Source organism: Streptomyces sp. NPDC037242 (assembly GCF_055604165.1).
This window is the reverse complement of sequence record NZ_JBVJUY010000007.1, coordinates 14842-40396: the sequence shown is the minus strand read 5'-3', so window position 1 is coordinate 40396 and position 25555 is coordinate 14842. Positions and strand designations below refer to the sequence as shown.

The following is a 25555-nucleotide window of genomic DNA, read 5'->3' as shown; positions in this document are numbered from 1 at the left end:
ACAGGGCGGCCCTCCGGTCCGGCGGCGGCGCGGCATCAGCTCCAGGACGCGCCGGCGGGCTCCTGGATGGTGGCGTTGAGCCGGTTGAAGAAGTTGGTCGTGGCGATCATGAGGATGATCGCCGCGAGCGCCTGCTCGTCGAAGTGGTCGGCCGCGTCGTCCCAGATCGCGTCCGGCACGGCCTGACCGGTGCGGTCGGCGAGGCGGGTGGCGGACTCCGTCAGCGCGAGGGCGGCGCGCTCGGCGTCCGTGAAGAACGGCGCCTCGCGCCAGGCAGCCACCGCGTGCAGGCGCTCGTCGGTCTCGCCGGCCTTCTTGGCGTTCTCCACACCCGCGAACACGCAGGCGCTGCAGCCGTTGATCTGGCTCGCGCGCAGGTGGACGAGCTCCATGAGCTCCGGTGACACCCCGCCCTGGTACATGGCCTTGTAGAGGTTCTGGATTCCCTTCATGGCGTCGGGCAGGACCATCGCGGGGTTCTTCATACGGGCGTTCATGCGCTTCTCTTCCGTCTCTCGTGTCGTGAGCCGCCGGTGCCTGTCGCACCGGCCGGATCTCGTCATCCACAGCACTGACGAAACGGAGCGCGCGGATGTGACGGGCGAGCGAGAAAAAGATTCCGCGGGTTCTGCGTCAGTCGATGGGTTCGCCGTCGTACTTGCCTCCGATGCAGGTCCACAGGCCGGTGCTGGAGTCGTACTCCACCTTCCCGACCTTGTCGGCCACGCACGTCGGTCCGTCGACGGCGGGTACGGCAGCCTGCGCGACGGGGCCGATGACGCCAAGGGCGGCCAGTACCACGGCAGCTGCGAACCCGATGAGTCGTGCACGCATGGGAGCTCCTATGGGGATGAGCGACACCAGCACGTCGACACCAGCTTCGCCCCTGGCCACGTCGAGCGCACCCTGGCGCGGGGGGCGGCGGGCAGCAGCGGGCGGCGGGTCGCGGTCGCGGTCGCGTGCTCCACAGGCGCCTCCCACCGACGAGGCGCAGGCTGGTGTCATGGCGAGAACGCCCGAGGTAACCGTGGGGGCGCCCGACCGTCTCGGCTTGCGGAAGGTCCTGGTCAACGGCAAGCCCGTGGGCAAGGCGCGGTCCCCCAGGGAACTGCGAAGGATCCTGCACCGTGCCGACTTGCCGGAGGGGTACGAAGTCCGTTGGCTCGGTGCGGACGAAACCGCCTGGCCGGACCGGGCGTGGCAGCGGCGGACGGAAGCCTGCTTCATGGTCGCGGGCCTCGTCGCGACCGCCTGTCTGCTCATCAAGATCGGACTGGCGGACAGCGGCAATGCCCTGACCTATGGCGGACGCGTCGCGGGAATCACCATCCTCGCCGCGGCCGTGGTCGAACTGATCGCCGCCGCGGCCGCCATCGACTATTGGCGCAAGCGGCGCATCCGTTACTCCGGTGTGGCCGTTCTGGCCGGAGTCGTGATCGCCTTCCTCTGCAGCATCATCCTCCTGCTGCTACAGATCGGCGAGCAATTCAACAATTACACCCTGATCGGGATGATCCTCCTCGCCTGGTCGTCCTTGGCCCTGTACAGACTCATCCGGTGCAAGGCCTGGAAGGGGCTCCGGAACCCCAGGAGGATCGCGATCGGAGCGATCATCTCCTTCCTTCTCGCCGGCTCCAACCTGGCCTATTCACTGGTCTACGTTCCCTACGTGAGGACCCCGCTGATCCTGAGCGGGGCCGAGTTCAGGGAGTCGAGCCTGGACAAGGCGAAGAAGCAGATGTACGTGACGGTGCGTCTGAACGTGAAGAACTCCGGCCAGGTCCCCGTCTACGTCCTCGGCAGCATCTTCTGGATCCACGGCGGGCCCGCGAGCAGCATCGCCGACGCCAAGCCCGAGAGTTTCAAGTTGATCTACGACGGCGAGTTCGTCACCCCGGGCCGCGTGCTGAACCCGGGGGAAGTGGTCACGCAGGATGCGGTCGTCGAGATCAGGAACCCCGAAACGCTCAACTATGAAGCGATCAGGGCCCAGACCGAGGTGTACGTCATCAGGAAGGACCGGATGAAGATGACCAGCGCCTACGCACGTTCCCTGGCGGGAGGCGAGAAGATCAAGAGGGAAGCCGAGAAGGGCGACCCCCTCGGCGCCACGTACAGGTACCGGTCCCAGATCTCGAACAGCAGCGAGATCCTGAACGTGACCCGCGGTCGCCAGCTCATCACGCTGTGGAGGGTGTCCAGCGGTGACTGGCCGCGCATCGTCGTGGACGTGTCGCCTCCCGACAAGCGGATAGCCTTCGACCCCCTGTGGCCCAACGCCAACGAAAAGGCCTTCGAGCGGTACGGGCTCACGCAGGTGCGCGGCTCGACGGCGCAGACGCCCTACCCCGAGCTGATGGAGAAGGCCCGCGCGGACTGACTGCGGACTGACTGCGGACTGGCCTAGGGGGCGGGGACGAGGCCGTCGGCGACCAGGCCGGCGAGTACCGCCTGTCCCAGGGCCTGCACGGCGGACTGGGGGCGGACCATCACCGTGAACTCCTTGACCCGGCCCGACTCGTCGAACTGGAGCATGTCGATCCCGTGGATCTGCCTGCCGTCCACGGTGGCGCGGAACGGCAGGATCGCCGACGGGGCCTGGGCACCGTCCGCGCTGGTCTCGGCCGCCCCCTCGAAGTGCCCGACGTAGCGGAGGTCCTCGAAGACGCGCAGCAGGACGCCGAAGAGGCCCAGCACCATCGGCTTGCCCTCGAACGGGGTGAACTTCACCGGGCTGTAGAAGCGGATGTCGTCGGTGAACAGGCCGTCCAGCGCGGACAGATCGCGCTTCTCGACGGCGGCGCGGAATCGTTCGGCAGTCTCCATGTGACCCTCCGGATACTCGGATGCTTGCTTACTCACGCACTTGCTTACTCAATGATGTGACTAGTCAGTTTTTTGAGTAGGATGCAGGAGCGGACGAGGAAAGGGAAGGGGGCGGTTGCGATGGCACTGAGACACGCCGTGCTGGCGGCACTGCTCGACGGCGAGTACAGCGGGTACCAGCTCGCGAAGGCGTTCGACATCGGCGTCGCGAACTTCTGGCACGCCCTGCCCCAGCAGCTGTACGCCGAGCTGGCCAAGCTGGAGAAGGAAGGGCTCGTCGCGGGTCGCCAGGTGGTGCAGGAGACCCGGCCCAACAAGCGCCTGTTCCACGTCACCGACGCCGGCCGGGCCGAGCTGGAGGCGTTCGCGACGGCCTCTTCGAAGCCCTCCTTCATCCGCGACGACCTCCTCGTCAAGGTCCAGTCCGCCGACCTCATCGGCACCGCGCCGGTGATCGAGCAGCTGGAGGAGCGGGCGTCCGCGTCCGCGGGCAAGATCGAGCTCCTCGGCAAGCTGCTGCGGCAGATGCGCGGCGACGCGGACGAGGAGGAGTTCCTGCGCCACGGCGAGCGGATCGGCCCGTACTTGACGGGCCTGCGCGGCCTGGCCTTCGAGCAGGAACACCTGGACTGGTGCCTGCGGATCGCGGCGGTTCTGAGGGAGAGGCAGACGACCCATGCCGAACGGTGAGTACCTGCGCTACGTCGCCCTGGGCGACAGCCAGACCGAAGGAGTCGGCGACGGGGACGACACCGCGGGCCTGCGGGGGTTCGCCGACCGGCTCGCCGAGCACCTCGCGGCCGCGGGCCCGGGGGTCCAGTACGCCAATCTCGCCGTACGGGGCCGGCTCGCCGGCCAGATCCGCGCCGAGCAGCTGGCGCCCGCGCTGGCCCTGCGCCCCGACCTCGCCACCGTGGTCGCCGGGGTCAACGACCTGCTGCGGCCGCGGTTCGACGCCGCGGACGCGGTCGGGCACGTGGAGGAGATGTTCGCCGCGCTCACGGCCGCCGGGGCCCGGGTGGCGACCGTGACCTTCCCCGACGTGGGGAAGATCGCGCCGCTCGCACGGCCGCTCAGGTCCCGCGTGATCGACTTCAACGAGCAGCTCCGCGCGGCCGCTGCCCGGCACGGGGTCGTGGTCGCCGAAACCGCCCTGGAGCCGATCGCCACCGATCCGCGGATGTGGACCTCCGACCGGCTCCACGCCAGCCCCCTGGGGCACGCGCGGATCGCCGCGGCCGTCGCCCAGGCCATCGGGCTGCCCGGGAGCGACGACTCCTGGACCCTCCCCCTGCCACCCCGGGCGGTCCCGACGGGACCGCAGGCCGCCGCGGCCGAGCTGCGCTGGGTGGCCGGGTTCCTCGGCCCCTGGCTCGGACGCCGGCTGCGCGGCCGGTCCTCCGGTGACGGCCGCACCGCGAAGCGCCCGCAGCTGCTGGCCGTGGGCTGACCTCCGCCCGGTCCGTCAGGTGGCCCGCCCGTCGAGGTGCCGCCACAGGAAGGTGTGGGTCAGCGCCTGGTTGAAGGCACTCTGCTCGTTGTCCGTGGCGCCGGCGTGGCCCCCGCCGGTGTGCTCGTGGAAGAGGACCGGGTGGCCCAGCTCCCGCAGGCGGGCGGCCGTCTTGCGGGCATGGCCGGGGTGGACCCGGTCGTCGCGGGTCGAGGTCGTCAGCAGCACCGGCGGGTACATCTGGCCGGCGGCCAGATTGTGGTACGGCGAGTACGCCGCGAGGTGCGGGCGGTCGGCCTCGCTGTCCGGATCGCCGTACTCGGCCATCCAGGAGGCGCCGGCGAGGAGCCGGTGGAAGCGCAGCATGTCCAGCAGCGGCACGTGCACGACGATCGCGCCGAACAGCTCCGGGTAGCGGGTGAGCATGGCCCCCATGAGGAGCCCGCCGTTGCTGCCGCCGGCGATGCCCAGCCGCTCGGGGGTAGTGATGCCGCGGACGATCAGGTCGGCCGCGACCGCGGCGAAGTCCTCGAAGGCGAGCACCCGGTCCGCGCCGAGGGCGGCCTGGTGCCAGCGCGGACCGTACTCTCCGCCGCCGCGGATGTTGGCGACGACGTACGTTCCGCCGCGGCCGAGCCAGGCCCGGCCGGTGACCCCGCTGTAGGAGGGGACCATGGAGACCTCGAAGCCGCCGTACCCGTAGAGCAGCGTGGGACCGGGTTCGCACTCGCCGCCCGGGGCTGCGGCGGGGTCGGGGCCGACGACGAAGTACGGCACCGCGGTGCCGTCCGGCGAGGTGGCGAAGTACTGCCGGACCGACAGCCCGGTGGCGTCGAAGTGGGCGGGCGCGGACTTCAGGATCTCCGCGTCCGCACCGATCTCACCGCGGTAGAGCGTCGAGGGCCGCAGGTAGGAGTCGACGTCGAGGAAGTACTCGTCGCTCACGTCGGCGTCGGTGTCGGTGACGGTCGCGCAGGCCAGCGGCGGGACGTCGGCCAGCGGCTCGCGCGCCCACCCGGCCGGGCCGGGGGTCAGGACCTCCATACGGGTGGACACGTCCGCGAAGGTGTTGAGGATCAGGTGGCGCCGGGTCGGGGAGAAGCCGGCCAGCGCGGTGTGCTCGTCCGGCGCGAAGAGCACCTGCGGGCTGCGCTCCCCCGCCAGGAAGCCGTCGAAGTCGAAGGCGAGGAGCGAGCCGGCCGGCTGCCCCAGCCACGGCGTCCGCAGCGTCACCAGCAGCCACTCCCGCCAGGCGTCCGCGTCGGCGTCGGCCGGCACGTCCACCTTCACCAGCCCCACCCGTCCGTCGGCCCCGCCGGTTGCGTCGGTGTCCGAGAGGAGGAAGACCTCGGTGGTGAAGAAGGTGGGGCGGCAGCCGACGAAGCTCCGCTCGAAGCCGGGGGTCGCATCGTGCCAGCCGAAGGCGGACACGTCCCCGGCCGCCGCCTCGAAGACGAGCTCCGCCTGCTCCGGCGCGGTGCCGCGCCGCCAGCGGCGTACGGTGCGCGGGTAGCCGGAGTCGGTCATCGTCCCGGGCCCGAAGTCGGTCCCGAGGAAGACGTGGTCCTCGTCGATCCAGCCGATGGTCGTCTTCGCCTCGGGGAGCCGGAACCCGTCCTCCACGAACTCCTTCGTGCCGAGGTCGAACTCGCGGACGCAGACGGCGTCCGAGCCGCCCCGCGACAGCCGCACCAGGGCCCGCCCGTAGTCGGGGTAGCGCACGGCCGCCCCGGCCCACACCCAGCTCTCCCCTTCGCCCGCCGCGAGGGCGTCGACGTCGAGGAGGATCTCCCACTCGGGGTCGTCCTCGCGGTACCGGCCGAGCGTCGTGCGGCGCCAGACCCCCTTCGGGTGCCCGGCGTCCCGCCAGAAGCTGTAGAGGAACTCGCCCCGGCGCGTGGTGTAGGGGATGCGGCCGGTGTCGTCGAGCACCTCCCGCAGCTCGGTCTGCAGCGCACGGAAGCCGGGGCCTTCCGTCAGCGCTGCGCGGGTCTCGGCGTTGCGCTCCGCCACCCAGGCCAGCGCGTCCGCACCGTCAACGTCTTCGAGCCACAGAAAAGGATCATCGGTCACACCCCGATTGTGCGGCCTCGCGGCCGCGACCGGGACCAGTTCACCGCAGTGGCCCCCGGAGTCGCCGCTCTTGTGCTCGGCGGCTCCGGGGGCGCGGGGCTCAGAGGGAGTTCAGGTCGACGGTGTCGGCCATCGCCTTGTACCCGGCGTCGTTGAGGTGGAGGTAGTCCGGGGCGGCGTACTCCTGCCGTATCCGCCGCGGGTCGGCCGGATCGGCCACGGCGCGGTCCAGGTCGACGACGCCGTCGTAGGCGCCGCTGGTACGGATCCAGTCGTTCACGGCGGTGCGCACGCCCTCGCCGCGCTCGGTCCAGTAGGCGGCGTCCTCGGACCGGTACGGCGGGAGGGTGGTGCCGAGGATCCTGATGCCGCGGCTGTGGGCCTCGCGGATCAGCTGCCGGTGCCCGGCGATGATCTCCTGCGCGGTGGCCTTCTGGTCGGGGTCGTTGCAGCGGTCGGCGGGCCGGTCGGGCTGGATGATGTCGTTGGTGCCCTCCAGGACGATGACCGTGCGCACGTCCGGGCGGGCCAGGGCGTCCCGGCGGAAGCGGTCGACGCCGCTCTCGCCGTAGCAGGTGTCGGCCAGGAGCTTGTTGCCGCTGATGCCCGCGTTGAGTACGGCGCGGGGGCGGCCGGTGGCCGCGAAGCGTCCGGTGAGGGCGTCGGTGTAGCGGCGGTCGGCGCCGGGGGTCGAGCCGAAGCCGTCGGTGAGGGAGTCGCCGAACGCGACGACCGCGCCGCGGCGGCCGGCCGGGCCGCTGCTCTTCACGTCGACGCCGGCCAGGTAGTACCAGGAGTAGCTCTGCTCGCCGAAGGCGTCCGCGGACGCGTCCCGGAGGTGGTTGCCGGTGGCGCGGTAGGTGGTGGTGATGGCGGAGTTGTGGAAGGTGGCGGGGCCGGTGGGGCCCTCGAAGTAGAGGGTGACGGTGAGCTGTTCGAGGGCGGTGACGGGCAGGTCGAGCGCGTCGCTCGACAGCTCCCGGCCCGCGGGGATCGTCACGGCGCCGGACCCGTTGAAGCGGAGCGGGCGTACGCTCTCCGGCTTCACGGCGGCCCCGCCGGCGCTCCGGGCGACGCTGGCGCCGGTCAGCCGCAGCGGGGTGGTGCCGTACGTGTTGGAGAGCCGTACGCGCAGTTCGGAGCCCTCGGCGCCGACGCGGATCACCTGGCGTACGGAGTGGTCGGAGAAGCCCGCTTCGGACCAGTTCGGGTACCAGTCGGTGTGCTCGGGGGCCTGGTGCGAAGTGCCCCAGGCGCTGCGCCAGGGCGTCGTGGTCGCGGCGGCGGGGGTGGTCGCGACCCCGGCCACCAGGACGGCGGCGAGCGGGAGGGCGAGGGCGATCGTTTTGGAAGTCATGCCCCTCTGACCCGGCACGTACGGGAAACGTGACATGCCGGGTCGTCGGGCTGCCGATCGGTGTGTGGTCATGACGGCCACCGAAGACCAAGGCGGTGGAGTACCGGTACAGGGCGCGGCCTCGCGCCGGGTGCGGGGAGACCGTGCGGCCGTCAGGCGGCGGGCGCCTCGGCCCCGCCTCCGGCCCTGACCGCGTCCACGACCCGGGCGTGCAGCTCGGCGACGCCCGCGGCCGGCACGGGTACGGGGCTTCCCGTCAGCGTGTACCACTCCTCCGCGCCCGTGTACTGGACGTCGATCCGGGCCACGCCCTCCGGGCCGGCCGTGGTGGTGACCGTGAGGTCGCCGGTGATGACGCCGACCTCGTCGGTCATCGCCCCGCCCGGGCCGGCCGTCACCTGGCTGCTGTGCTGTTCGCTCATGAGGGACAAGTGTTCAGCATTCCGGCCATTTCTTCACGTCGTCAGAACGGCCGGGTCGGGAGGTACTTGCCGTCGAGCGTGATGACCGCGCGCTCGCCGCCCTCGGGGTCGGCGACCTTCTTCACGTCGAGCTTGAAGTTGATCGCGCTGATGATGCCGTCGCCGAACTGCTCGTGCACGAGGGCCTTGAGAGTCGTGCCGTAGACCTGGAGCATCTCGTGGAAGCGGTAGATGGTGGGGTCGGTGGGGGTGGCGCCGCCCGTGGAGCCGCGGGTCGGAATGGTCTGGAGCAGCAGCGCCGCGTCGGCGTCCAGACCCAGGATGTCGGCGACGGCCTTCGCGGCGGCTTCGGGCAGCGGGTGCTGGCCGAGGACGGCGGCGGTGACGAACGCGACGGACAGGCCCGCGGCGTCGGCGATCTGCTGCCAGGACAGGTCCTTGCGGATCTTGGCCTCGACGGCGGCGTCGGCCAGGTTCTGACGGGCGGCGGGGGCGAACTGGGCGTGCACCATGGAAGTGCTTCCTTTCGTAGGGGTGGAGCGAGGGAGGGGCGGGGTCAGACCGCGAGGACGGGCCGGCGGGCGGTGGTCGCGCCGAGTTCCTCGACGGTGCCGGTGGGGATGTCGTAGACCCAGGCGTGCAGGGTGACGGCCTCGGCCGCCAGGGCGCGGGCGACCGCCGGGTGGGTGGCCAGGTTCGCCAGCTGGGCGAGGACGTTCTCGCGTACGAGGGTGTCCACGTCCACCTGCCGCGCTCCGCTGCCGGGGGCCGCGTTGCGCAGCCAGTCGGCGATCGCGGGGGCGGCGCTCAGGTCGTGGCGCTCGGCGAGGGCGGTCATCGCGCCGCAGGCGGAGTGCCCGCACACGACGATGTCGGTGACGCCGAGGACGGCCACGGCGTACTCGATGCTGGCCGCGACACCGTCCGGGCCGGCGGTGCGGGCGGGGACGAGGTTGCCGGCGGTGCGGATGACGAAGAGCTCGCCCGGCTCGCTCTGGGTGATCAGTTCGGGCACCACGCGGGCGTCGGAGCAGCTGATGAACAGGGTCGTCGGCCGATGGGTCGCGGCCAGGTGGGCGAAGAGCTCCGCCTTGGCCGGGTAGACGTCGCGCTGGAACCGCGTGACGCCCTCGGTGAGGTCGTGCATGGTCACTCCCTTCGGTGGCTGTCGGCCCCTCGGGGCTGACGAGATCCACCATGCATGACCTGTACTCATAGTGTCCAAGACGCAATATCCATGTCTGCTATTGGTCTCATCTATAGCCGTGTCTATAGTGATGTCCATGGCTCCGGAACTGCGTCACCTGCGCTATCTGCTCGCCGTCGCCGAGCACGGCAGCTTCACCCGCGCCGCCGAGGACCTGCGCATCTCCCAGCCGACCCTGTCCCAGCAGGTCAAACAGCTGGAGCGGACGGTCGGCGTACAGCTCCTGGACCGCACGGGGCGGACCGTACGCCTCACCGACGCCGGCGAAACCTACGCGCACTACGCCCGGCGGGCCCTACGGGACCTGGCGGCAGCCGAGCGGGCCGTCCTCGACGTCGCCGACCTCACCAGGGGCCACCTGCGCCTGGCGATCACCCCGACCTTCACCGCGTACCTGGTCGGACCGCTGGTCGCGGAGCTCCACTCCCGCCACCCCGGCATCACCGTGGACGTGAGGGAGCTGACGCAGGACCGCATCGAGGCGGGCCTGCTGGCCGACGAACTCGACCTCGGCATCGCCTTCCACGGCGCACACCTGCCCGGGATCGGCGCCACCGCACTGTTCACCGAGACCCTCAGCCTGGTCACCGCCGCCGCCGGCCCGCACGAGGGCGGTCCCCGGGATCCACTGTCCGTACGGGATCTGTCGGAGCGTCATCTGGCCCTGCTCAGCGGTGACTTCGCGACACGGGCGCACATTGACGCCTATCTCGCCGCCCACCGGGTGGTGCCGCACATCGCCGTCGAGGCCAACTCCGTGCAGGCCCTCACCGAGATCGTCCGGCGCACCGCACTGGCCACCGTCCTGCCCGACGCCGTCACCGACGACCACCCCCACCTGGCCCCCGTCCTCCTGGACCCGGCCCTGCCCCCGCGCACGGTGGTCCTGCTGCGCCGCGAGAGCGCGTACGAGCCCGCGGCCGCCCGCGCCTTCGCCCGGCTCGCCGAGGAGCTCGTGCGCGAGCGCGGCTACGCCCCTGCCTGAGCCTCGCCATCCGCCATGCTCAGGTCCAGATAGCGCTCGATGGCCCGGGCCTGGGCCGGCGACGGCTGGTCGCGGGCCGCGCCCATGGCCCGGGCCCCGAGTGCGAGGACGCGCTCGTCGACCTCGTCGAGGGCGGACTCGTCCACCGGGACGCCGGCCTCCCGCTCGGCGGCCTCGACCTCCGCGGCGTGCTCCGCCATCTCGCGGGCGTACCGCTCTACGCGCGGGTCGTCGGCGTCGGCGCCGGCCAGTTCCTCGAAGCACGCGGCCAGCCGCAGGCTCACCTCCTTGAGGTCCGGGCGGCTTTCCAGAAAGGCGTCGGCCCGCACCTGGCCGAGTACGGCGCCGGGGCCGTGCGTGGCTTCGAGCAGCAGCAGGAACTCCTGCTCCTGCCTGCCGGGAGCCGGGAGCCCGGCCTCCCGGTGCGCGGCGGCCACCTCGGGGGCGAGCAGGCCGGTGGCGGCGCCGAACTCGCGCAGCCGGTCCAGCGCGGCCCGCTGTCGGCGCAGTTCCTCCTCCTTCGCGGCGAGGGTGCGCTCCAGTTCGTCGAGCAGGGGCTGGATCCCCTGGTCGCCGGTCGCTCCGGCGGCCTCGCGGACGGCGTCCAGACTCAGCCCGACGGCGGCCATCCGCCGGACCCACAGCAGCCGGGTGATCTGTTCCATGCGGTAGGCCCGGTTGCCGGCGCCGTCGCGGTCGGGCTCGGGGACCAGGCCGAGCTCGTGATAATGGCGGATGGCCCGGGGCGTGAGGGAGGTCAGCTCGGCGACCTCGCCGATGGACAGGGGGGCGTCGAAGAATTCTTCGGGGTTCATGGCGGCCATGGGGGTCATACCAGCACCTTCCGTCGCGTCATCCGCAACTACTTCGCGTCCCACTTCTCCGGGACGGAGCTGGTGACGACCTCGCACACCGCCGGCTCCCCCGGAGCGGGCGAGGTGCCCGAGGCGACCTCGCGGACGCCGTCCAGGAGGATCCGGCAGGTGGCCACGCCGCCCTTCTCGGGCCGGACCTCGACCCGGGCCTTCTCCCCGACGTTGATCACCGTCTCCCGGGTCCACGGGAGCGCGACGGGGCCGACCTGTTCGGTGGAGACGCCGTTCTTGTACCGGTCGGGGCTCCGGCCGTAGAAGATCTCCCGCGCCTGCGAGGTCGTGCCGTCCGCGCCCTTGGCCTCGTACGTCAGGGACCAGCCGGCCCCGCCGACCGCCTTCTTGAGCCAGGTCATGTCGCTCCCGACGACCGCGAGTCCCGCGATGACGACCAGGGCCGCCCCCACCGCCATCCACGCGCACCCGTTGCCGCCACGTCCACCCTGTCCCGCCGTCCTGTTCATGTACCTCACCGTATGACGCCGGACACACCGCACTCTTAGGAGCAAAGTAGGACTTTGTGTCCGTCGTGTCATACCCCAGAGGTAGCCCTTCCCTCCGGCCCCTCCGGAGCGACCCGGCCGGGAATGAACCGACCTCGGAAGCCGGCGCACGGTATGATCGCGGCATGCAGCTTTCTTCGTGCTTGAGCTGGTGGCGCCCCCTCTGAGGGTGGCCACCTACTCACGCATGACCCGGGCCGCCCTGATGGGCGGCCCTTTCGTGTCCCTGGAGCAGGGGTGGACGGCCGTCCTCGGGGTGGCGTCGACCTTCAGGAGACCCCGTGAACACCACGAACACCGCCGACCTCGGCGCCAGCACCGCCGACCTTGCCGCCGCCACCGACCCGCACGCCGCCTCCGACGCCCTGGGCACGTCCACGGCCCGGGCGCGCAGCGCCGTCCTGGAGCAGGAGATCCGCCGCGATCCGGGCAGGTTCCGCATTCTGACCGGAGACCGGCCGACCGGCCGCCTCCATCTCGGGCACTACTTCGGCACCCTCCACAACCGGGTCCGCCTCCAGAACCTGGGCGTGGAGACGTTCGTGGTCATCGCCGACTACCAGGTGCTCACCGACCGCGACATCGCCGACAACCTCACCGAGCACGTCGAGGACCTCGTCCTCGACTACCTCGCGATCGGCATCGACCCGGACCGGTCCACGATCTTCACCCACAGCGCGGTCCCCGCCCTCAACCAGCTGCTGCTGCCCTTCCTCAGCCTGGTCTCGGTCGCCGAGCTGAACCGCAACCCCACCGTCAAGGACGAGATCGCCCACTCGCGCCAGTCCTCCGTCAGCGGTCTGATGTTCACCTACCCCGCGCACCAGGCCGCCGACATCCTCTTCTGCAAGGCCAACCTCGTCCCCGTCGGGCAGGACCAGCTCCCCCACCTCGAGCTGACCCGCACCATCGCCCGCCGTTTCAACGACCGTTACGGCAACGGGACCCCGGTCTTCCCCGAACCCGACGCCCTCCTGTCCGCCGCCCCGCTGCTCCTGGGCACGGACGGCGGCAAGATGAGCAAGAGCCGGGGCAACGCCATCGCCCTGGCCGCCGACGCCGACGAGACCGCCCGGCTGCTGCGCGGCGCGAAGACCGACTCCGAACGGCACATCACCTACGACCCCGACGGCCGCCCCGAGGTCTCCTCCCTGCTCCTGCTGGCCGCGCTGTGCCAGGACCGGGACCCGGGGGCCATCGCCGAGGAGATCGGCTCGGCGGGCTCGGCGGCCCTCAAGAAGTACGTGACCGAGGCCGTCAACGAGCACTTGGCCCCGATCCGGGCGCGGCGCACCGAGTACGCCGCGGACCGGGGGTTCCTGCGCCGGGTGCTCCGGGAGGGCAACGCGCGGGCCAACGCCGTCGCCGACGCCACCCTCGCGGAGGTGCGCACCGCGATGAACAGCCGCTACTGAGCAGCCACAGCGGTCTGGTGGTCACAGCCTGGCGACGGCCTCCACGAAGCGCTCGACAGCACCCTCGGCCGTCGTCAGGAAGAGGTTCGGCTCGATCAGCTCCAGCTCCATCACGACCGGGGAGCCGTCCCCGGTCAGCGCGAGGTCGACCCGCGCGTACAGCAGCGGGTCGCCCGCCGCGAGCCCCACGGCGGTCCCCGGCACGGCCAACGCCGCCTCGGCCACGGCCCGTTCGGCCTCGTCGGGGACGTGTACGACCAGGTCCGGGTGCGGTACGCGCGCGTTGTCCACGCGCCCCGTGTCCGTGAGCACCGGCCCCTTGCGCATGGCGTGGCTGAACTCCCCGCCCAGGAACACCAGCGCGCGTTCGCCGTCGACGATCCGCTCCATGTACGGCTGGACCATCGCGGTCTCGCCGCTCCCGTGCAGCAGCCGGACGTGCGCCTCGGCCGCGCCCCGCTGCTCCTCGGTGTACCGGGCACTGTTGCGGGCACCTGCCGAGACCGACGGCTTGACGACGATCTCACCGCGCTCCGGCAGCCGGACGTCCTCGCCGGGGGCGATGAACCGGGTCGGTACGGTCGGGACCCCGCGGGCAGCCAGTTCCGCGAGGTACGTCTTGTCGCTGTTCCAGTGCACCACCCGGGCGGGGCTGTGCAGGGCGGTCACCGCACCGACCCGGTCGGCCCACGCCAGGAACTCCGCCAGCCGGCCCGTGTACTCCCAGGTCGAGCGGATGATCACGGCGTCCTGCGCGGACCAGTCGTACCCGGCCTCGTCCCAGCCGACGGCGGCCGCGTCGATGCCTCGCTCACGCAACGCCGCTACCAGCAGCGGCAGTTCCGCGTCCTGCTCGCGGCCGAACCCGTCGGTGGCCAGGGCCACCCGCCGCACCGGCCGCCCGTCCGGAGCCGATCCCGCTCTCGCTCCCGTCATGGCGCGCCCCTACCGTTTCGCCGCGACAATTCCGTGGAGAAAGATGCCGAGTACTCCGTGTAGTTCGTCATGGAGGGAAATGTCCGGATCGGCCTCTCGGGACCAGCGGTAAAGCACACCGAGGTAGACGTCGCGCAGCACGTTTCCCACGCGCTGCGGGTCCACCTCCGGTGAAATCTCGCCCACCGCGCGCCCGGTCTGGAGAATTCCGGCGAATATCTCGGCGGCGAACGGCTCTTCGAGGAGCGGGCGGCCCGCCTTCACCCAGGCGGCCAGCATCGCCCCCGCCACTTCGCGCTCCTCCTCGTTGATGTCGGCCAGCGCGGCCATGCACCGTTCGAGCTGGGAGGCCACGCTTCCGCCGCGATGCGGCTCCACCATCTCCAGACGCTCCCGCAGTTTGTGTCGGCGCTGTTCACCCCATGCGGTGATGAGGTCTTCCTTGCGGGAGAAATAGTTGAAGAATGTCCCGCGGGCGACATCGGCACGCTCGGCGATCTCATCGATCGTGGTCTTGTCGTAGCCCTGTTCGGCGAACAAAGCGAGGGCCGAGGTGTAGACACTCTCCCGGACTTTCTGCTTGTTCCGTTCGCGACGCCCCGGTGGGGTACGGGGGGCCGTGGAGGGGAGTGGGTCCATCGCGCTATTCCGTTCAGCAGGTCGGCATGTACTGCCCGTACATTGACTCCCAATTAACTTTAGATTGCGGTCAACGTTTCTGGCAATGCCCCTACACTCCCCTGACCTCGTCATCCGGCCGAATCCCGCACCACTTCCGCCACACTCGCCCCGCCCAGGAGCCGGTCCGCCGTGATGTCCACGCCGTGGTCCTCCCGCACCCGTCGGCTCAGCCGCGTCGCCATCAGGGAGTCGAGCCCGAAATCGCGCAGCGGCCTCCTGGAGTCGAGGAGGTCGGCGGGCATGCCGAGCACCACGGCGGCGTGTGACGTGAATGCCTCCACCGTGAGCCCGGCCGGCGTCGGACGCACCGCCGCAGCGGGCTGCGCGGGTCGCGGCGCCGGAGACGCGGCGGGCGTCGGCGCGGGCGCCTGGGCCTTGGGGCGTACGGGGACCCGCTGCTCGGGGGCGAGCCACGCGGCGGCCTCCCCCGCCAGCCCCGCGAGCGCGGACAGCAGCGCGCCCGCACCGGAGCGCAGAGCGCCCGCAGGGGCTTCGACCGGGCCCGCCGCACGCAGCCGGATCCCCTCGAAGAGCGCGAGCCCGCGACCGTCGGCGGACACCACCTCCACATCGGCGCGGTCCGCGGCGGGCGTGCGGCGGGCGATGCTCCAGAACTCCCCTTCGAGCCGCTCCGGTAGCCGGACCCGGTCGAAGGAGACCGGCAGCCGCAGCTCCGCGGGCAGGGCGGCGAGCAATGGCTGGAATGCCGACTCCAGCGACGCGGGATGGGGGACTTCCGGCGCCGTCATCCGGGCGACGGCCTCCGCCTCCCCGGTCCACAGCCGGCGTACGCCCTCGAAGCGCGCGTCGATCGTGTAGCCGCGGTCCGCGGCCAGCTCGCGGAAGGCCGCGGCCCGGTGGAAGCGCGTGCACCGCTCCAGCGCGGCGTCCACCCGGGCGGCCCCGTCGAAGCCCTCCCCGCCCGCGTCCGACGCGTCGTCCTCCGGCTCCGCCGCCCGCAGTCGGGCCCGCAGGCACTCCGCGGCCGTCCCCTCGCCGAAGGCCTCGACGCGGACCTCCCACTCCCCGGCGCCGGGCGCGGGCAGGACGGTGGTGCGCAGCGAAAGGCCGGCCGCGTCGCCCGCGTCCAGGTACGTGTCACCCAGTCGGGCGTCCAGCAGCTCCAGGCCGGCGGCGCCGGTCAGTGCCCGCCCCGCGTCCAGGGCCGCCGCGAGGTAGACCACCGGCGGCACCGGCGTCAGACCGCGTACGGACACCGCGCTGCCCCACTCGCCCGCGCCCCACGCGCTGAGCGCCGTCTCGCGTACGAAGGGGACGGGCCCGGCGAGCGGCGCCGCGGCGGGCTCAGGCCGCCGGGCCAGCCGGAACTCCCGGGTGTCCCAGGCGTAGCGGGGCAGCGGCACGTCCTCGGGGGCGGCACCGAACCAGCGCTCCCACTCCACCCGGCCGCCGTGCGCGTACACCTGCCCGAGGGCCTGGACCAGCGCGGTCCGTTCGTCCTGCCCGCGCCGCAGCGAGGGTACGGCCCCGCCCTGCGCCCCGGCCTCCTCCAGGGTCTGCTCCAGGGAGCCGACGAGCAGGGGGTGCGGGCTGATCTCGACGAACACGGGGGTGTCCGCCTTCAGGACGGCGCGCACGGTGTCGACGAACCGGACGGGCATCCGCAGGTTGTCCATCCAGTACGCCGGGTCGAGCTCGGGCCCGGTGACCGGGGTGCACCGGGTGGTGGAGACCATGGCGGTGTGCGGCGCCGTGGGGGTCAGCGAGCGCAACGCGTCGGGCAGTTCCTCGCGCAGGGCGTCCATGGCGGGCGAGTGCGAGGCGACGTCCACGCGGACGGGCCGGCTGAAGACCCCGCGCGCCGTGAGCTCCTCGCCGATCTGCCGCAGGGCCTCGGCGTCGCCGGCCAGGACGGTACCGAGCGGGGCGTTCTCCGCGGCCACGCAGACGGCTCCCCCGTGCGGGGCGGCGGCCTCCCGCGCTTCCTCGGCGGAGAGTTCGACGGCGAGCATGGCGCCCTGCCCGGCGAGGCGCTTCATCAGCCGGCTGCGGCGGCAGATGACGGCTGCCGCGTCGGCGAGGGAGAGCGCGCCCGTGACCTGTGCGGCGGCGGCCTCGCCCATGCTGTGGCCGATGCAGAGGTCCGGTGCGACGCCCATGGACCGCCAGGTCGCGGCGAGCGCGACCTCCATGGACCACAGCAGCGGCTGGACCACGTCGATCTCCGTGGGCAGTTCGTCGCGCTCCAGCCAGGCGAGCGGGGACCAGCCCAGTTCGGCGCGGACCACCTCGTCGCAGGCGGCCATGGCGGCCGCGAAGGCGGGTGAGGCGGCCAGCAGGCCGCGGCCCATCAGGGGCCACTGGGAGCCCTGGCCGGGGAAGACGAAGACGGTGGGGCGCGGGGCGAAGCCCGCCTCGGCGATGCCCGCGCCCGGGACTTCCCGGCCCTCGGCGAGCGCGGTCAGGGTGGCGGCCAGTTCCTCGTGCGTGCCGGCCACGGCCCACAGCCGGTACGGGTGGGCGTCCCGGCGCAGGGCGGCGGCCGCGCACAGGTCCCGCAGGGGGACCCCGCGTCCGGGCCCGGTGGGGCCCAGGTGCGCGGCGTACGCCCGGGCCAGCGCCAGCAGCGAGGCGTGCGACCGGGCGGAGAGGACGAGCAGTTGCGGGCCGTCCGGGCCGGACTGGGCCCGGGTGAAGGCCGGTTCGGCCGCGGGCTCGGCCCGTACGGTGTCCGGCCCCGCGGTCCCGTGCTCGTACGCGCCCACGACGACATGGGCGTTGGTGCCCGAGATACCGAAGGAGCTGACTCCGATCAGCGCGGCTCCGGCCCCGTCGGGCAGCGGGCGGTTGGCCGTGACGACCGCGAGCGGGGAGCCCTCGGCGGCGAGGATCTCGTGGGGCTCGGTGACGTGCAGGGAGGCGGGGATCAGGCCGTGGCGGGCGATGAGCACGGCCTTGATGAGGCCGGCGATGCCGGCGGCGGCCTCCGCATGGCCGATGTTGGTCTTCACCGAGCCGATGAGGAGCGGGTCCCCGGGCCGCCGGTGTCCGGCCACCGCTTCGGCGAGCGCGCGCAGTTCGACCCCGTCGCCGGTGACCGTGCCGGTGCCGTGCGCCTCGACGTAGCGCAGGTCGGCCGGGTCGGCTCCGGCGCTGCGCCAGGCGGTGCGGGCGGTCTCGACCTGGCCGTCGACGGCGGGCTGGAGGAGCAGGCCGCTGCCGCGCCCGTCGTTGACCACGGCGCTGCCGCGCAGGACGGCGAGGACCCGGTCGCCGTCGCGGCGGGCGTCGGAGAGGCGCTTGAGGACGACGGCCCCGACGCCCTCGCTCCGTACGAAGCCGTCGGCAGAGGAGTCGGCGAACTTGCAGCGACCGTCGGGGGCGAGCATGCCGGCCTGTGAGTAGGCGATGGCGTCGGCCGGGGACAGGACGAAGCTGACGCCCCCCGCGACGGCCAGGTCGCTCTCGCCGGCAAGAAGGCTCTGCCGCGCGGTGTGGACGGCCACGAGGGAGGAGGAGCAGGCGGTGTCGAGGACGAGGCTGGGGCCGCGCAGGTCGAAGGCGTAGGAGACGCGCCCTGCGGTGGTGGCCCGCAGGCGGCTGCCGGCCGCGCTGCGGATGCCCGAGACCGCCTGGTCGGCGCCGACTTCGCCGTACTCGGCGGTGGCCTGGCCGACGAAAACGCCGGTACGGGTGCCCGCGAGGGCCGAGGGCCGGATGCCGGCGTCCTCGAACGCCTCCCAGGCGACGTGCAGGAGCAGCCGCTGCTGCGGGTCCATGTCCCGGGCCTCGGCGTGCGATATCCCGAAGAACAGGGCGTCGAAGTCCAACGCCCGGGTGAGGAAGCCGCCGTGGCGCGAGGCGGTCCGGCCGGGCGGGGCCGGGGCCGGGTGGTAGACGGCGTCGATGTCGAAGCGGTCGGACGGGACTTCCGTGACGGCGTCCGTGTTGCGGGTCAGCAGGTGCCAGAACTCCTCGACACCGTCGGCGCCGGGAAACCGGCACCCCATCCCGACGATCGCTATCTCGTCGCCCTGCTCGTGAACCGGCGTCTTCATGACTCCCCCTCAACGCAAGTGATGCGTCCAAGAATAGACGAGGGGTCAAGTTTGAGCTGCCGTCGAGGTCCCTTGTGGGCAGGTTTAACACGGCGTTGACATGGTTTCCGTGTGACTTGGAGCACACAAATCTTGACCTGAAGTACAAACATGGTTTCTGATCTAACTTCCCGAAGCGAAACGGAGTACGCACCGATGGAGCACACGAAGCTCGGCCGTCAGGGTCTTGAGGTCTCACGCATGGGCCTCGGCTGCATGGGGATGAGCCAGTGGTACGGCACCCCCGACGACACCGAGTCGATCCTGACCCTCCACCGCGCCCTGGACCTGGGCGTCACCCTCCTCGACACCGCCGAGGCCTACGGCCCGTACGACAACGAGGAGCTGATCGGCGCCGCCCTCAAGGGCCGCCGCGAACAGGCCGTCATCGCCACGAAGTTCGGCTTCCCCATGAAGCTGAAGGACGGCACCACGGCTCCGGTCGACAGCCGGCCCGCCCACATCGTGGAGGTCGTCGAGGCCTCGCTGCGGCGCCTGCGCACCGACCACATCGACGTCCTCTACCAGCACCGCGTCGACCCGGACGTCCCGATCGAGGAGGTCGTGGGCACGATGGCCGGGCTGGTCGACGAGGGCAAGGTCCGCTACCTGGGGCTGTGCGAGGCCAGCGAGAGCACCATCCGGCGCGCCCACGCCGTGCACCCCCTGTCCGTCGTCCAGAGCGAGTTCTCCGTCTGGGAGCGCAACCTGGAGGACGGCGTCCTGCCGCTGCTGCGTGAACTCGGCATCGGGCTCGTCGGGTTCTGCCCGCTCGGACGCGGTTTCCTGACCGGCTCGGTCGACCGGGCCGAGAGCTACCCCGAGACGGACTTCCGCAGCCACGACCCGCGCCTTCAGGGCTCGAACTACGACCACAACATGGCCATCGCCGGACGCATCCGCGCGCTCGCCGAGGAGCACGGCCTCACTCCCGCGCAGCTCGCCATCGCGTGGGTGCTGCACCAGGGCGAGGACATCGTGCCGATCCCGGGCACCAAGCGCCGTACCTACCTGGAGGACAACCTCCGGGCCGCCTCGGTCGTGCTGGACGCCGAACTGCTCGCCCGGATCGACGAGGTCGCGGCGCCCGGCAAGGTCGCCGGCCCCCGCTACAACGACCGGATGATGGCGCTCATCGACCGCTGAGCGGCCCACCCGCGTGCGCGTCCCCGTCCGCGCCCACCCCGCGCACCCTTTCCCCACGCACCCTTCATCACGCATCGGAGTGCATCGCAACCATGGCCACACACCACGGGTCGCCCTGGCAGGAACACTGGTCCGACCGCCGAGGCCCCTTCGCCGAGGAATGCCGGCGGGCCCGCGCCGACCTCCTGGCCGATCTACGGAACCCGGCGGCCGCCCAGGAGCGCGTCCTGGCCGACATCATCGAGTTCAGCGCGGGTTCCCTGCACTGGAAGGAGAACGGCTACGACGCAGTGCGCGGCGAGCCGGCCGCCTTCCGCAAGGTCCTGCCGATCATGCGGTACGACGACTTCGCCGAGCCCATCGAGCGCGAGACCCGCACCAAGGGCGGGATCCTCAGTTGCAGCCCCGTCCTGCGCTGGCTCAAGACCAGCGGCACGACCGGAACGCCGAAGCGGGTCCCGTACACCCTGCACTGGCTGCTCACCTACCGGATCCCCGCGATGAAGGCGATGTGGGGCACCTACCTGGAGCAGCACCCCGAGCTGCTGGCGCACCCGCACGCCACGCTGGACACCCAGACGGTGCGCGAGGACGTGCTCGACTTCGTGCACGGCGTCGAGCACCAGGCGATCAGCAACCGCCATCCGCAGATCAACAGCCTGGACTGGAACCCGCCGTGGTACGACGCGCCGTGGTTCGGGCCGCAGACGCCCACCACCCACGAGGGCCGGATGTACCACCGCGTCCGGCACCTCGCCGGGCGGAACCTGCACTACATCTCCGCGATCAACCCCAGCACCCTGGTGTCGCTGCGGGACCTGATCGCGGTGCACGGCGAGCGGCTGGTGGCGGACCTGCGCGCCGGCACACTGGAGGGCGAGCCGTACGGGGAGCCCGACGAGGCGGCGGCCGCGCACCTGGAGGCGGTCCTGCGCGACCCGTCCTTCAGCCTCAAGGACGTCTGGCCGTCCCTGACCCTCTACAGCTGCTGGCTCTCCGCCTCGGCCGGCCTGTACCGCGGCAAGCTGGACGCCGTACTGCCCGGCGTCGACAAGCTGCCCTTCATGACCTGCGGCACGGAGGGTGTCACCACCATCCCCGTCGACGGTACGACGCACTCCCAGCCCCTCGCTGTCAGCCAGGCGTTCTTCGAGTTCGTACCGGCCGACGTGCCGCTCGGGGAGATCCTGGAGGGCGGCGGCACGGTCAGCACCCTGCTCTTCGACGAGGTCGAGGCGGGCCGGGACTACCACCTGATCATGTCCCAGGGGAACGGCCTGTACCGGCTGTGGACCGGGGACATCTACCACGTGGACCGCGTCGACGGCGGCGTGCCGTGGGTGCACTTCGTACGCCGCAGCGGGGTCTTCCACTCCTTCACCGGCGAGAAGATCACCGAGGCGCAGGTCACCGAGGCGATCGAGAGCGGCTTCCGGCTGCTCGGCGTGGACATGGGCCTGTACCTGTGCGGGCCCCGCTGGGCGGAGCCGCCGTACTACGTGGCCGTCGTCGAGACGGGCGCCGAGCTCACCGCCGAACTCGCAGCGGCGCTCTCCGAGCGGATCGACGAACAGCTCGGCGTGATCAACATCGAGTACGCGTCCAAGCGCGAGAGCGGCCGTCTGGACCCGATCGAGGTGCTGCCCGTCGCACAGGGCGCCGTCGGCGCGTACTTCGAGAGCCGCCGGACCCTCGGCAACACCACCCAGTACAAGTACAAGCCGTTCCAGCAGGACATCGCCTTCGTCTCCGAGATCACCGGAGACGCGGACCGAGACAAGGGGGAGAACTGACATGCTCGAACTCACCAGGGCGCCGCAGAGCACCCGCAGGGAGATCGTCACCGTTCGCCGGCCCGGCGCCGACCTGGCCCTGCACGTGTGGCGGCCCGGCACCCTGAAGGGTGCGGTCTTCTACTTCCACGGCCTGCAGAGCCACGCCGGCTGGCTCTGGGAGGCGGGCCCGCAGTTCGCCGACAACGACATCGCCTTCTACGTCCTGGACCGGCGCGGCAGCGGCATCAGCGACGGCGAGCGCAGCGACATACCCGACGCCCGGACCCTCCTGGACGACTACGCGGCCGCCGTCGCCGCCGTCCGCGAGGAGATCGGTCCGGACGTCCCGCTCACGCTCTTCGGCCACTGCCTCGGCGGTTCGTTCATGGCCGCCCTGCTGCACGACCCGGCCTTCCAGGTCCCCTACGACGGGGCGGTGTTCTGCTCGACGTGGCTGGGCAAGCTGCACGCCACCCTCTCGGACGAGCAGCGTGCCGCGCTCGCGGCGGACGACAGCACCGACCCGTGGGACGCGGGGCTGGACTCCGCCGACTTCACCGACGACCCCAAGTACCGCAGCCACATCGACCACGACGACCTCGCCGTGCGCACGCTCACCCGGCGCTCACGGGCCGTACTCCTGCGCCTGGAGGAGTACTACATGAACGCGCAGCGCGAACTCCCCGACGTACCGACCGCGTTCGTGTCGGGGCTCGCCGACCCGATCGTGGACCTCGACGACGCGCACAAGACGTACATCGAGATGACCCGGGGCCGGGGCTCGCTCCACAAGTTCCCCACGGAGAAGCACTACCTCTTCTACACGGGCGTCCGCCGCAGGCTGGTCAACTGGACCTCGGCGTTCACGCTGCTGCCGGGGCTGGAGCACCGTGGCTGAGGCGCTCCTGCACCACGTCACCCAGCCCATGCGGACGGGCTTCGACCATCCGGCGGCCCGCCGCCGGAGCTCCGACAGCCTCCTGCTGCGCCTGAGCGTCGACGGACACCACGGCATCGGCGAATGCGCGCCCCGCCCGTACGTCACCGGCGAGACGAGCCACTCCGTACGGGCCGCCCTCGAACTCATCGACCTGGGCCCGCTGTTCGCGCGGCTGCGCACCACCGATCCCGCGGAACTGCTCGGCTCCCTCCAGGCGGCGGGCTTCGAGCAGACCTTCGGCATCACCGGCGGCAACAACCTGCTGTGCCTGCTGGAGACCGCCGTACTCGACCTGCTCGGGCGGCGCCTGGGCACCCCGGCCGGAGCGCTGCTCCCCGGCCGCGCGGGCACCGCCGACGCCGCAGGCCCGGCCGCGCTGCCCGTCTCGCAGGTCCTCGACCTGGGCACCGATCCGCAGGAGTTCCTCGACACCCGGGGCCCCTTCCACTTCGTGAAGATCAAGGCCTCGGAGGACCCCGCCCGCGACGTCCGGACTGTGGCCGCCGTCCGGGGCCGGCTGGGCGAGTCCGTCCCCGTCATGGTCGACGCCAACATGAGCTGGAGCCCCGACACCGCGGCCGGCCTGGTCGGCCGGCTGCGGGACGCGGGCGCCGACCTCTTCGAGGAGCCGCTGCCCCAGCGCTCATGGGCCGACCTGCGGGAGCTGCGCCGCGCCACCGGTGCCACGGTGATGCTCGACGAGTCCCTCAGCGGCCCCGCCGACGCGCACACCGCGCTGCGCAGCGGTGCCTGCGACGCGTTCAACGTCCGCGTCTCCAAGTGCGGCGGGCTGCTGCGCTCGGCCCGGGTCGTCGACTTCGCCCGCGAGCACGGCATCGCCTTCCAGATCGGCGTGCAGGTCGCCGAAGTCGGCCCGCTGATCAACGCGGGCCGGGCGCTGGCCTTCGCCAACCCCGACGCGCTCACCGTCGAGGCCGGACAGAGCGACCGGTTCTTCGACCGCATGGTCGTCTCGCCCCGGCCGGCGGTCGACCGCACGGCCAACACCATCTCCCCCGTCGAGACCCCCGGGGTCGGCCTGGAGCTCGACCCGAGCGCCGGACCCTACGCGGTGCTCGCATTCACCGAAGGCAACAGACTGTGGCATCCCCCGACTCCGGACCCGCGAACGAAGGTCCGGGCATGACGGCCTACTTCTCCGACCTGGTCGTCGACTTCCTGCGGCAGCAGGACATCGACCTGGTGTCCTTCAACCCCGGCGCCTCCTTCCGCGGGGTGCACGACTCGCTGGTGCACGAGGGCAACGCCGACATCGCCCCGGGCATCGTCATGGCCTGCCACGAGGAGATCGCGGTCGCGGTCGCCCACGGCTACCACAAGGCGGGCAACCGCCACATGGCCGTCTTCGTGCACGCCAACGTCGGCCTGCTGCACGCCTCGATGGCCATCTTCAACGCCTGGTGCGACCGGGTGCCGCTGCTGGTCATCGGCGGCAACGGCCCGATCGATGCCGCGAAGCGCCGCCCCTGGATCGACTGGATCCACACCTCGCAGAACATCGAGTCCGTCGTCAAGGACTACGTGAAGTGGTGCGACCAGCCCACCAGCCAGCGCGGCACCGTCGAGTCGCTCTACCGCGCCTTCAAGCTCGCCCGGACCGAGGCCCAGGCACCCGTGTTCGTGGCGCTCGACTTCGACGTGCAGGAGCAGCCCATAGAGGAGGGCGTACGGCTGCTGCCCGCCGGGGCGACCCGGCCCGCCGCCCTGCCGGGCCCCGCGCCCGAGACCGTACGGGACCTCGCGCGGCGGCTGCACGACGCGGAACTCCCCGTGCTGATCACGGACTTCTCCGGGCGGGAGCCGCGGACCGTCGCCGAGCTGATCGCGCTCGCCGAGGCCCTGGGTCTCGCGGTCGTCGACCGCGGCAACCGGATGAACTTCCCCACGACCCACGAACTGAACCTGAGCGGTGCGACGGACACCGGCGTGCTGCGGGATGCCGACCTGGTCATCGCGCTGGAGGTGCAGGACCTGGTCGGCGCGCTCGGCTCGTTCCTGGAAGTGACGGACCAGGGCGTCCCGGCGAACGGCGCCCACGTCGTCACCATCGGCTCCAACGACCTGCTGACCAGCAAGTGGGCCGCCGACTACCAGCAGTTCGTCCCGGTCGCCGACTCGATCGTCGCGGACAGCCTGCGCACGCTCACCGCACTGCGCTCGGCCGCCCTGGACCCCGAAGGCCCCTTCGCCTCCCGTGCGTTCACCGAGCGGCGCGACGCCCGGGCCAGGACGATCGCCGCCGTCCACACCCGGGCGCGGACCGGCTGGGCCGAGCAGGCCGTAGCCGCCAAGGGGCGCGAGGTCATCAACGTGGCCGCCGCGGTCGACGAGATCCACCGCGCGGTGCGCGACGAGCAGTGGGTCCTCGCCAACACCGGCAGCCTGACCATCGACGGCTGGGTCAAGAAGCTCTGGCCCATCGAGCGGCCGCAGAGCTACCTCGGCCTCAACGGCGGCGGCGGGCTCGGCTACGGCCTCGGGGCCTCGGTCGGCGCCGCGCTCGCCCTCAAGGACGAGGACCGGCTCTGCATCAACCTCCAGGCCGACGGCGACCTGCTGTACACGCCGAGCGCGCTGTGGACGCTGGCCGCCTACGACGTCCCGCTGCTGGTCGTCGTCATGAACAACCGGCTCTACCTCAACTCCACCCAGCACGCCGCCCGCGTCGCGGGCAACCGCGACCGCGACATCGACCGCGCCCACATCGCGACGAGCTTCTACGACAACCCCGTCGACTTCGTCACCCTCGCGCAGTCGTACGGCATCCACGCGCTGCCCCGGGTCGAGGAGGTGGCCGACATCGCACCGGCCGTCGCGCGAGCGGTCGCGTACATCAAGGAGCACGGCAAGCCGGCGCTCGTCGAGATCCTCATGGAATGAGAGGGCCG

General features: G+C 71.9%; 23 protein-coding genes. 10 read left to right on the top strand and 13 right to left on the bottom strand.

Annotation, left to right across the window (positions count from 1 at the left end; all coding sequences use genetic code 11):
- Positions 1-35: 35 nt before the first annotated feature.
- The gene (locus ACZ7GJ_RS10805; RefSeq protein ID WP_470750844.1) at positions 36-497 is read right to left on the bottom strand and encodes a carboxymuconolactone decarboxylase family protein; all 462 of its coding nucleotides are present in this window, start codon (positions 495-497) and stop codon (positions 36-38) included.
- Positions 498-633: 136 nt separating this feature from the next.
- Positions 634-834, bottom strand: a complete 201-nt coding sequence (locus tag ACZ7GJ_RS10800) for a hypothetical protein (RefSeq protein WP_470750842.1) — start codon at positions 832-834, stop codon at positions 634-636.
- Between the two features lie 16 nt (positions 835-850).
- Here ACZ7GJ_RS10800 and ACZ7GJ_RS10795 point away from each other — a divergent pair, with 16 nt between their 5' ends.
- A complete protein-coding gene (locus ACZ7GJ_RS10795) occupies positions 851-2380 on the top strand; it encodes a Yip1 family protein (protein ID WP_470750841.1) in 1530 nt (509 codons plus the stop codon).
- A gap of 23 nt (positions 2381-2403) precedes the next feature.
- Here ACZ7GJ_RS10795 and ACZ7GJ_RS10790 read toward each other — a convergent pair whose 3' ends face one another.
- Positions 2404-2826 carry a nuclear transport factor 2 family protein gene (locus ACZ7GJ_RS10790; protein ID WP_470750840.1) on the bottom strand — a complete coding sequence of 141 codons (423 nt, stop codon included), beginning with the start codon at positions 2824-2826 and terminating at the stop codon, positions 2404-2406.
- A 120-nt stretch (positions 2827-2946) separates the two neighbouring features.
- Between ACZ7GJ_RS10790 and ACZ7GJ_RS10785 the strand changes: the two genes are divergently transcribed.
- Together ACZ7GJ_RS10785 and ACZ7GJ_RS10780 are read left to right on the top strand one after the other, a co-directional pair.
- Positions 2947-3516: a PadR family transcriptional regulator gene (locus tag ACZ7GJ_RS10785; RefSeq protein ID WP_365922542.1), complete on the top strand. Its 570-nt coding sequence runs from the start codon at positions 2947-2949 to the stop codon at positions 3514-3516.
- Positions 3503-4276, top strand: coding sequence for an SGNH/GDSL hydrolase family protein (locus ACZ7GJ_RS10780; protein ID WP_470750838.1), 774 nt, complete (start codon positions 3503-3505; stop codon positions 4274-4276). Before ACZ7GJ_RS10785 ends, ACZ7GJ_RS10780 begins: the two co-directional genes overlap by 14 nt.
- Before the next feature lie 15 nt (positions 4277-4291).
- Here the strand turns inward: ACZ7GJ_RS10780 and ACZ7GJ_RS10775 are convergent, their stop codons facing one another.
- From ACZ7GJ_RS10775 to ACZ7GJ_RS10755, 5 genes are all read right to left on the bottom strand, one after another.
- Positions 4292-6349 carry a prolyl oligopeptidase family serine peptidase gene (locus ACZ7GJ_RS10775; RefSeq protein ID WP_470750837.1) on the bottom strand — a complete coding sequence of 686 codons (2058 nt, stop codon included), beginning with the start codon at positions 6347-6349 and terminating at the stop codon, positions 4292-4294.
- Positions 6350-6449: 100 nt separating this feature from the next.
- Positions 6450-7706: an SGNH/GDSL hydrolase family protein gene (locus ACZ7GJ_RS10770; RefSeq protein ID WP_470750835.1), complete on the bottom strand. Its 1257-nt coding sequence runs from the start codon at positions 7704-7706 to the stop codon at positions 6450-6452.
- 152 nt (positions 7707-7858) lie between these two features.
- On the bottom strand, positions 7859-8128 hold the full coding sequence (locus ACZ7GJ_RS10765; RefSeq protein ID WP_470750834.1) for a hypothetical protein: 270 nt from the start codon (positions 8126-8128) through the stop codon (positions 7859-7861).
- 41 nt (positions 8129-8169) lie between these two features.
- On the bottom strand, positions 8170-8640 hold the full coding sequence (cynS, locus tag ACZ7GJ_RS10760) for a cyanase (protein ID WP_470750833.1): 471 nt from the start codon (positions 8638-8640) through the stop codon (positions 8170-8172).
- 44 nt (positions 8641-8684) lie between these two features.
- The gene (locus ACZ7GJ_RS10755; protein WP_470750831.1) at positions 8685-9275 is read right to left on the bottom strand and encodes a carbonic anhydrase; all 591 of its coding nucleotides are present in this window, start codon (positions 9273-9275) and stop codon (positions 8685-8687) included.
- A gap of 136 nt (positions 9276-9411) precedes the next feature.
- Between ACZ7GJ_RS10755 and cynR the strand changes: the two genes are divergently transcribed.
- The gene (gene cynR, locus ACZ7GJ_RS10750) at positions 9412-10320 is read left to right on the top strand and encodes a transcriptional regulator CynR (protein ID WP_470750830.1); all 909 of its coding nucleotides are present in this window, start codon (positions 9412-9414) and stop codon (positions 10318-10320) included.
- Here cynR and ACZ7GJ_RS10745 read toward each other — a convergent pair.
- Positions 10305-11153 carry a MerR family transcriptional regulator gene (locus ACZ7GJ_RS10745; protein ID WP_470750829.1) on the bottom strand — a complete coding sequence of 283 codons (849 nt, stop codon included), beginning with the start codon at positions 11151-11153 and terminating at the stop codon, positions 10305-10307. The genes cynR and ACZ7GJ_RS10745 overlap by 16 nt on opposite strands.
- A 29-nt stretch (positions 11154-11182) precedes the next feature.
- On the bottom strand, positions 11183-11656 hold the full coding sequence (locus ACZ7GJ_RS10740) for a hypothetical protein (RefSeq protein WP_470750828.1): 474 nt from the start codon (positions 11654-11656) through the stop codon (positions 11183-11185).
- Positions 11657-12060: 404 nt separating this feature from the next.
- On the opposite strand from ACZ7GJ_RS10740, the gene trpS reads away from it, so the two are divergent.
- A complete protein-coding gene (gene trpS / locus ACZ7GJ_RS10735; protein ID WP_470751056.1) occupies positions 12061-13110 on the top strand; it encodes a tryptophan--tRNA ligase in 1050 nt (349 codons plus the stop codon).
- A gap of 21 nt (positions 13111-13131) precedes the next feature.
- Here the strand turns inward: trpS and ACZ7GJ_RS10730 are convergent, their stop codons facing one another.
- The 3 genes from ACZ7GJ_RS10730 to ACZ7GJ_RS10720 form a co-directional block, all read right to left on the bottom strand.
- Complete coding sequence (locus ACZ7GJ_RS10730; protein WP_470750826.1) at positions 13132-14046, bottom strand: ATP-grasp domain-containing protein; 915 nt, start codon at positions 14044-14046, stop codon at positions 13132-13134.
- A gap of 9 nt (positions 14047-14055) precedes the next feature.
- On the bottom strand, positions 14056-14586 hold the full coding sequence (locus tag ACZ7GJ_RS10725; protein ID WP_470750824.1) for a TetR/AcrR family transcriptional regulator: 531 nt from the start codon (positions 14584-14586) through the stop codon (positions 14056-14058).
- A gap of 209 nt (positions 14587-14795) precedes the next feature.
- Complete coding sequence (locus ACZ7GJ_RS10720) at positions 14796-18746, bottom strand: type I polyketide synthase (RefSeq protein ID WP_470750823.1); 3951 nt, start codon at positions 18744-18746, stop codon at positions 14796-14798.
- A 195-nt stretch (positions 18747-18941) separates the two neighbouring features.
- Between ACZ7GJ_RS10720 and ACZ7GJ_RS10715 the strand changes: the two genes are divergently transcribed.
- The 5 genes from ACZ7GJ_RS10715 to ACZ7GJ_RS10695 all read left to right on the top strand — a co-directional run bounded on the left by ACZ7GJ_RS10715 (position 18942) and on the right by ACZ7GJ_RS10695 (position 25547).
- On the top strand, positions 18942-19931 hold the full coding sequence (locus tag ACZ7GJ_RS10715) for an aldo/keto reductase (RefSeq protein ID WP_470750821.1): 990 nt from the start codon (positions 18942-18944) through the stop codon (positions 19929-19931).
- A gap of 92 nt (positions 19932-20023) precedes the next feature.
- Positions 20024-21724, top strand: coding sequence for a GH3 family acyl-acid amido synthetase (locus tag ACZ7GJ_RS10710; RefSeq protein ID WP_470750819.1), 1701 nt, complete (start codon positions 20024-20026; stop codon positions 21722-21724).
- Position 21725: 1 nt separating this feature from the next.
- Complete coding sequence (locus tag ACZ7GJ_RS10705; RefSeq protein ID WP_470750818.1) at positions 21726-22604, top strand: alpha/beta fold hydrolase; 879 nt, start codon at positions 21726-21728, stop codon at positions 22602-22604.
- Entirely contained in the window at positions 22597-23793 is a 1197-nt protein-coding gene (locus tag ACZ7GJ_RS10700) for a mandelate racemase/muconate lactonizing enzyme family protein (protein WP_470750817.1), read from the top strand. The genes ACZ7GJ_RS10705 and ACZ7GJ_RS10700 overlap by 8 nt, the downstream gene beginning before the upstream one ends.
- Positions 23790-25547 (top strand): thiamine pyrophosphate-binding protein, encoded by a 1758-nt coding sequence (locus tag ACZ7GJ_RS10695; RefSeq protein ID WP_470750816.1) that lies wholly within the window; start codon positions 23790-23792, stop codon positions 25545-25547. Before ACZ7GJ_RS10700 ends, ACZ7GJ_RS10695 begins: the two co-directional genes overlap by 4 nt.
- Positions 25548-25555 lie beyond the last annotated feature (8 nt).

What these genes read in the sequence shown, in the direction of transcription:
- ACZ7GJ_RS10805 (WP_470750844.1), bottom strand. Translation starts at nt 497, where the DNA reads ATGAACGCCCGTATGAAGAACCCCGCGATGGTCCTGCCCGACGCCATG.
- ACZ7GJ_RS10780 (WP_470750838.1), top strand. Translation starts at nt 3,503, where the DNA reads ATGCCGAACGGTGAGTACCTGCGCTACGTCGCCCTGGGCGACAGCCAG.
- ACZ7GJ_RS10715 (WP_470750821.1), top strand. Translation starts at nt 18,942, where the DNA reads ATGGAGCACACGAAGCTCGGCCGTCAGGGTCTTGAGGTCTCACGCATG.
- ACZ7GJ_RS10740 (WP_470750828.1), bottom strand. Translation starts at nt 11,656, where the DNA reads ATGAACAGGACGGCGGGACAGGGTGGACGTGGCGGCAACGGGTGCGCG.
- ACZ7GJ_RS10705 (WP_470750818.1), top strand. Translation starts at nt 21,726, where the DNA reads ATGCTCGAACTCACCAGGGCGCCGCAGAGCACCCGCAGGGAGATCGTC.
- ACZ7GJ_RS10765 (WP_470750834.1), bottom strand. Translation starts at nt 8,128, where the DNA reads ATGAGCGAACAGCACAGCAGCCAGGTGACGGCCGGCCCGGGCGGGGCG.
- ACZ7GJ_RS10720 (WP_470750823.1), bottom strand. Translation starts at nt 18,746, where the DNA reads ATGAAGACGCCGGTTCACGAGCAGGGCGACGAGATAGCGATCGTCGGG.
- ACZ7GJ_RS10790 (WP_470750840.1), bottom strand. Translation starts at nt 2,826, where the DNA reads ATGGAGACTGCCGAACGATTCCGCGCCGCCGTCGAGAAGCGCGATCTG.
- ACZ7GJ_RS10745 (WP_470750829.1), bottom strand. Translation starts at nt 11,153, where the DNA reads ATGACCCCCATGGCCGCCATGAACCCCGAAGAATTCTTCGACGCCCCC.
- ACZ7GJ_RS10785 (WP_365922542.1), top strand. Translation starts at nt 2,947, where the DNA reads ATGGCACTGAGACACGCCGTGCTGGCGGCACTGCTCGACGGCGAGTAC.
- ACZ7GJ_RS10755 (WP_470750831.1), bottom strand. Translation starts at nt 9,275, where the DNA reads ATGCACGACCTCACCGAGGGCGTCACGCGGTTCCAGCGCGACGTCTAC.
- cynR (WP_470750830.1), top strand. Translation starts at nt 9,412, where the DNA reads ATGGCTCCGGAACTGCGTCACCTGCGCTATCTGCTCGCCGTCGCCGAG.
- ACZ7GJ_RS10770 (WP_470750835.1), bottom strand. Translation starts at nt 7,706, where the DNA reads ATGACTTCCAAAACGATCGCCCTCGCCCTCCCGCTCGCCGCCGTCCTG.
- ACZ7GJ_RS10795 (WP_470750841.1), top strand. Translation starts at nt 851, where the DNA reads ATGAGCGACACCAGCACGTCGACACCAGCTTCGCCCCTGGCCACGTCG.
- ACZ7GJ_RS10695 (WP_470750816.1), top strand. Translation starts at nt 23,790, where the DNA reads ATGACGGCCTACTTCTCCGACCTGGTCGTCGACTTCCTGCGGCAGCAG.
- ACZ7GJ_RS10710 (WP_470750819.1), top strand. Translation starts at nt 20,024, where the DNA reads ATGGCCACACACCACGGGTCGCCCTGGCAGGAACACTGGTCCGACCGC.
- ACZ7GJ_RS10800 (WP_470750842.1), bottom strand. Translation starts at nt 834, where the DNA reads ATGCGTGCACGACTCATCGGGTTCGCAGCTGCCGTGGTACTGGCCGCC.
- cynS (WP_470750833.1), bottom strand. Translation starts at nt 8,640, where the DNA reads ATGGTGCACGCCCAGTTCGCCCCCGCCGCCCGTCAGAACCTGGCCGAC.
- ACZ7GJ_RS10730 (WP_470750826.1), bottom strand. Translation starts at nt 14,046, where the DNA reads ATGACGGGAGCGAGAGCGGGATCGGCTCCGGACGGGCGGCCGGTGCGG.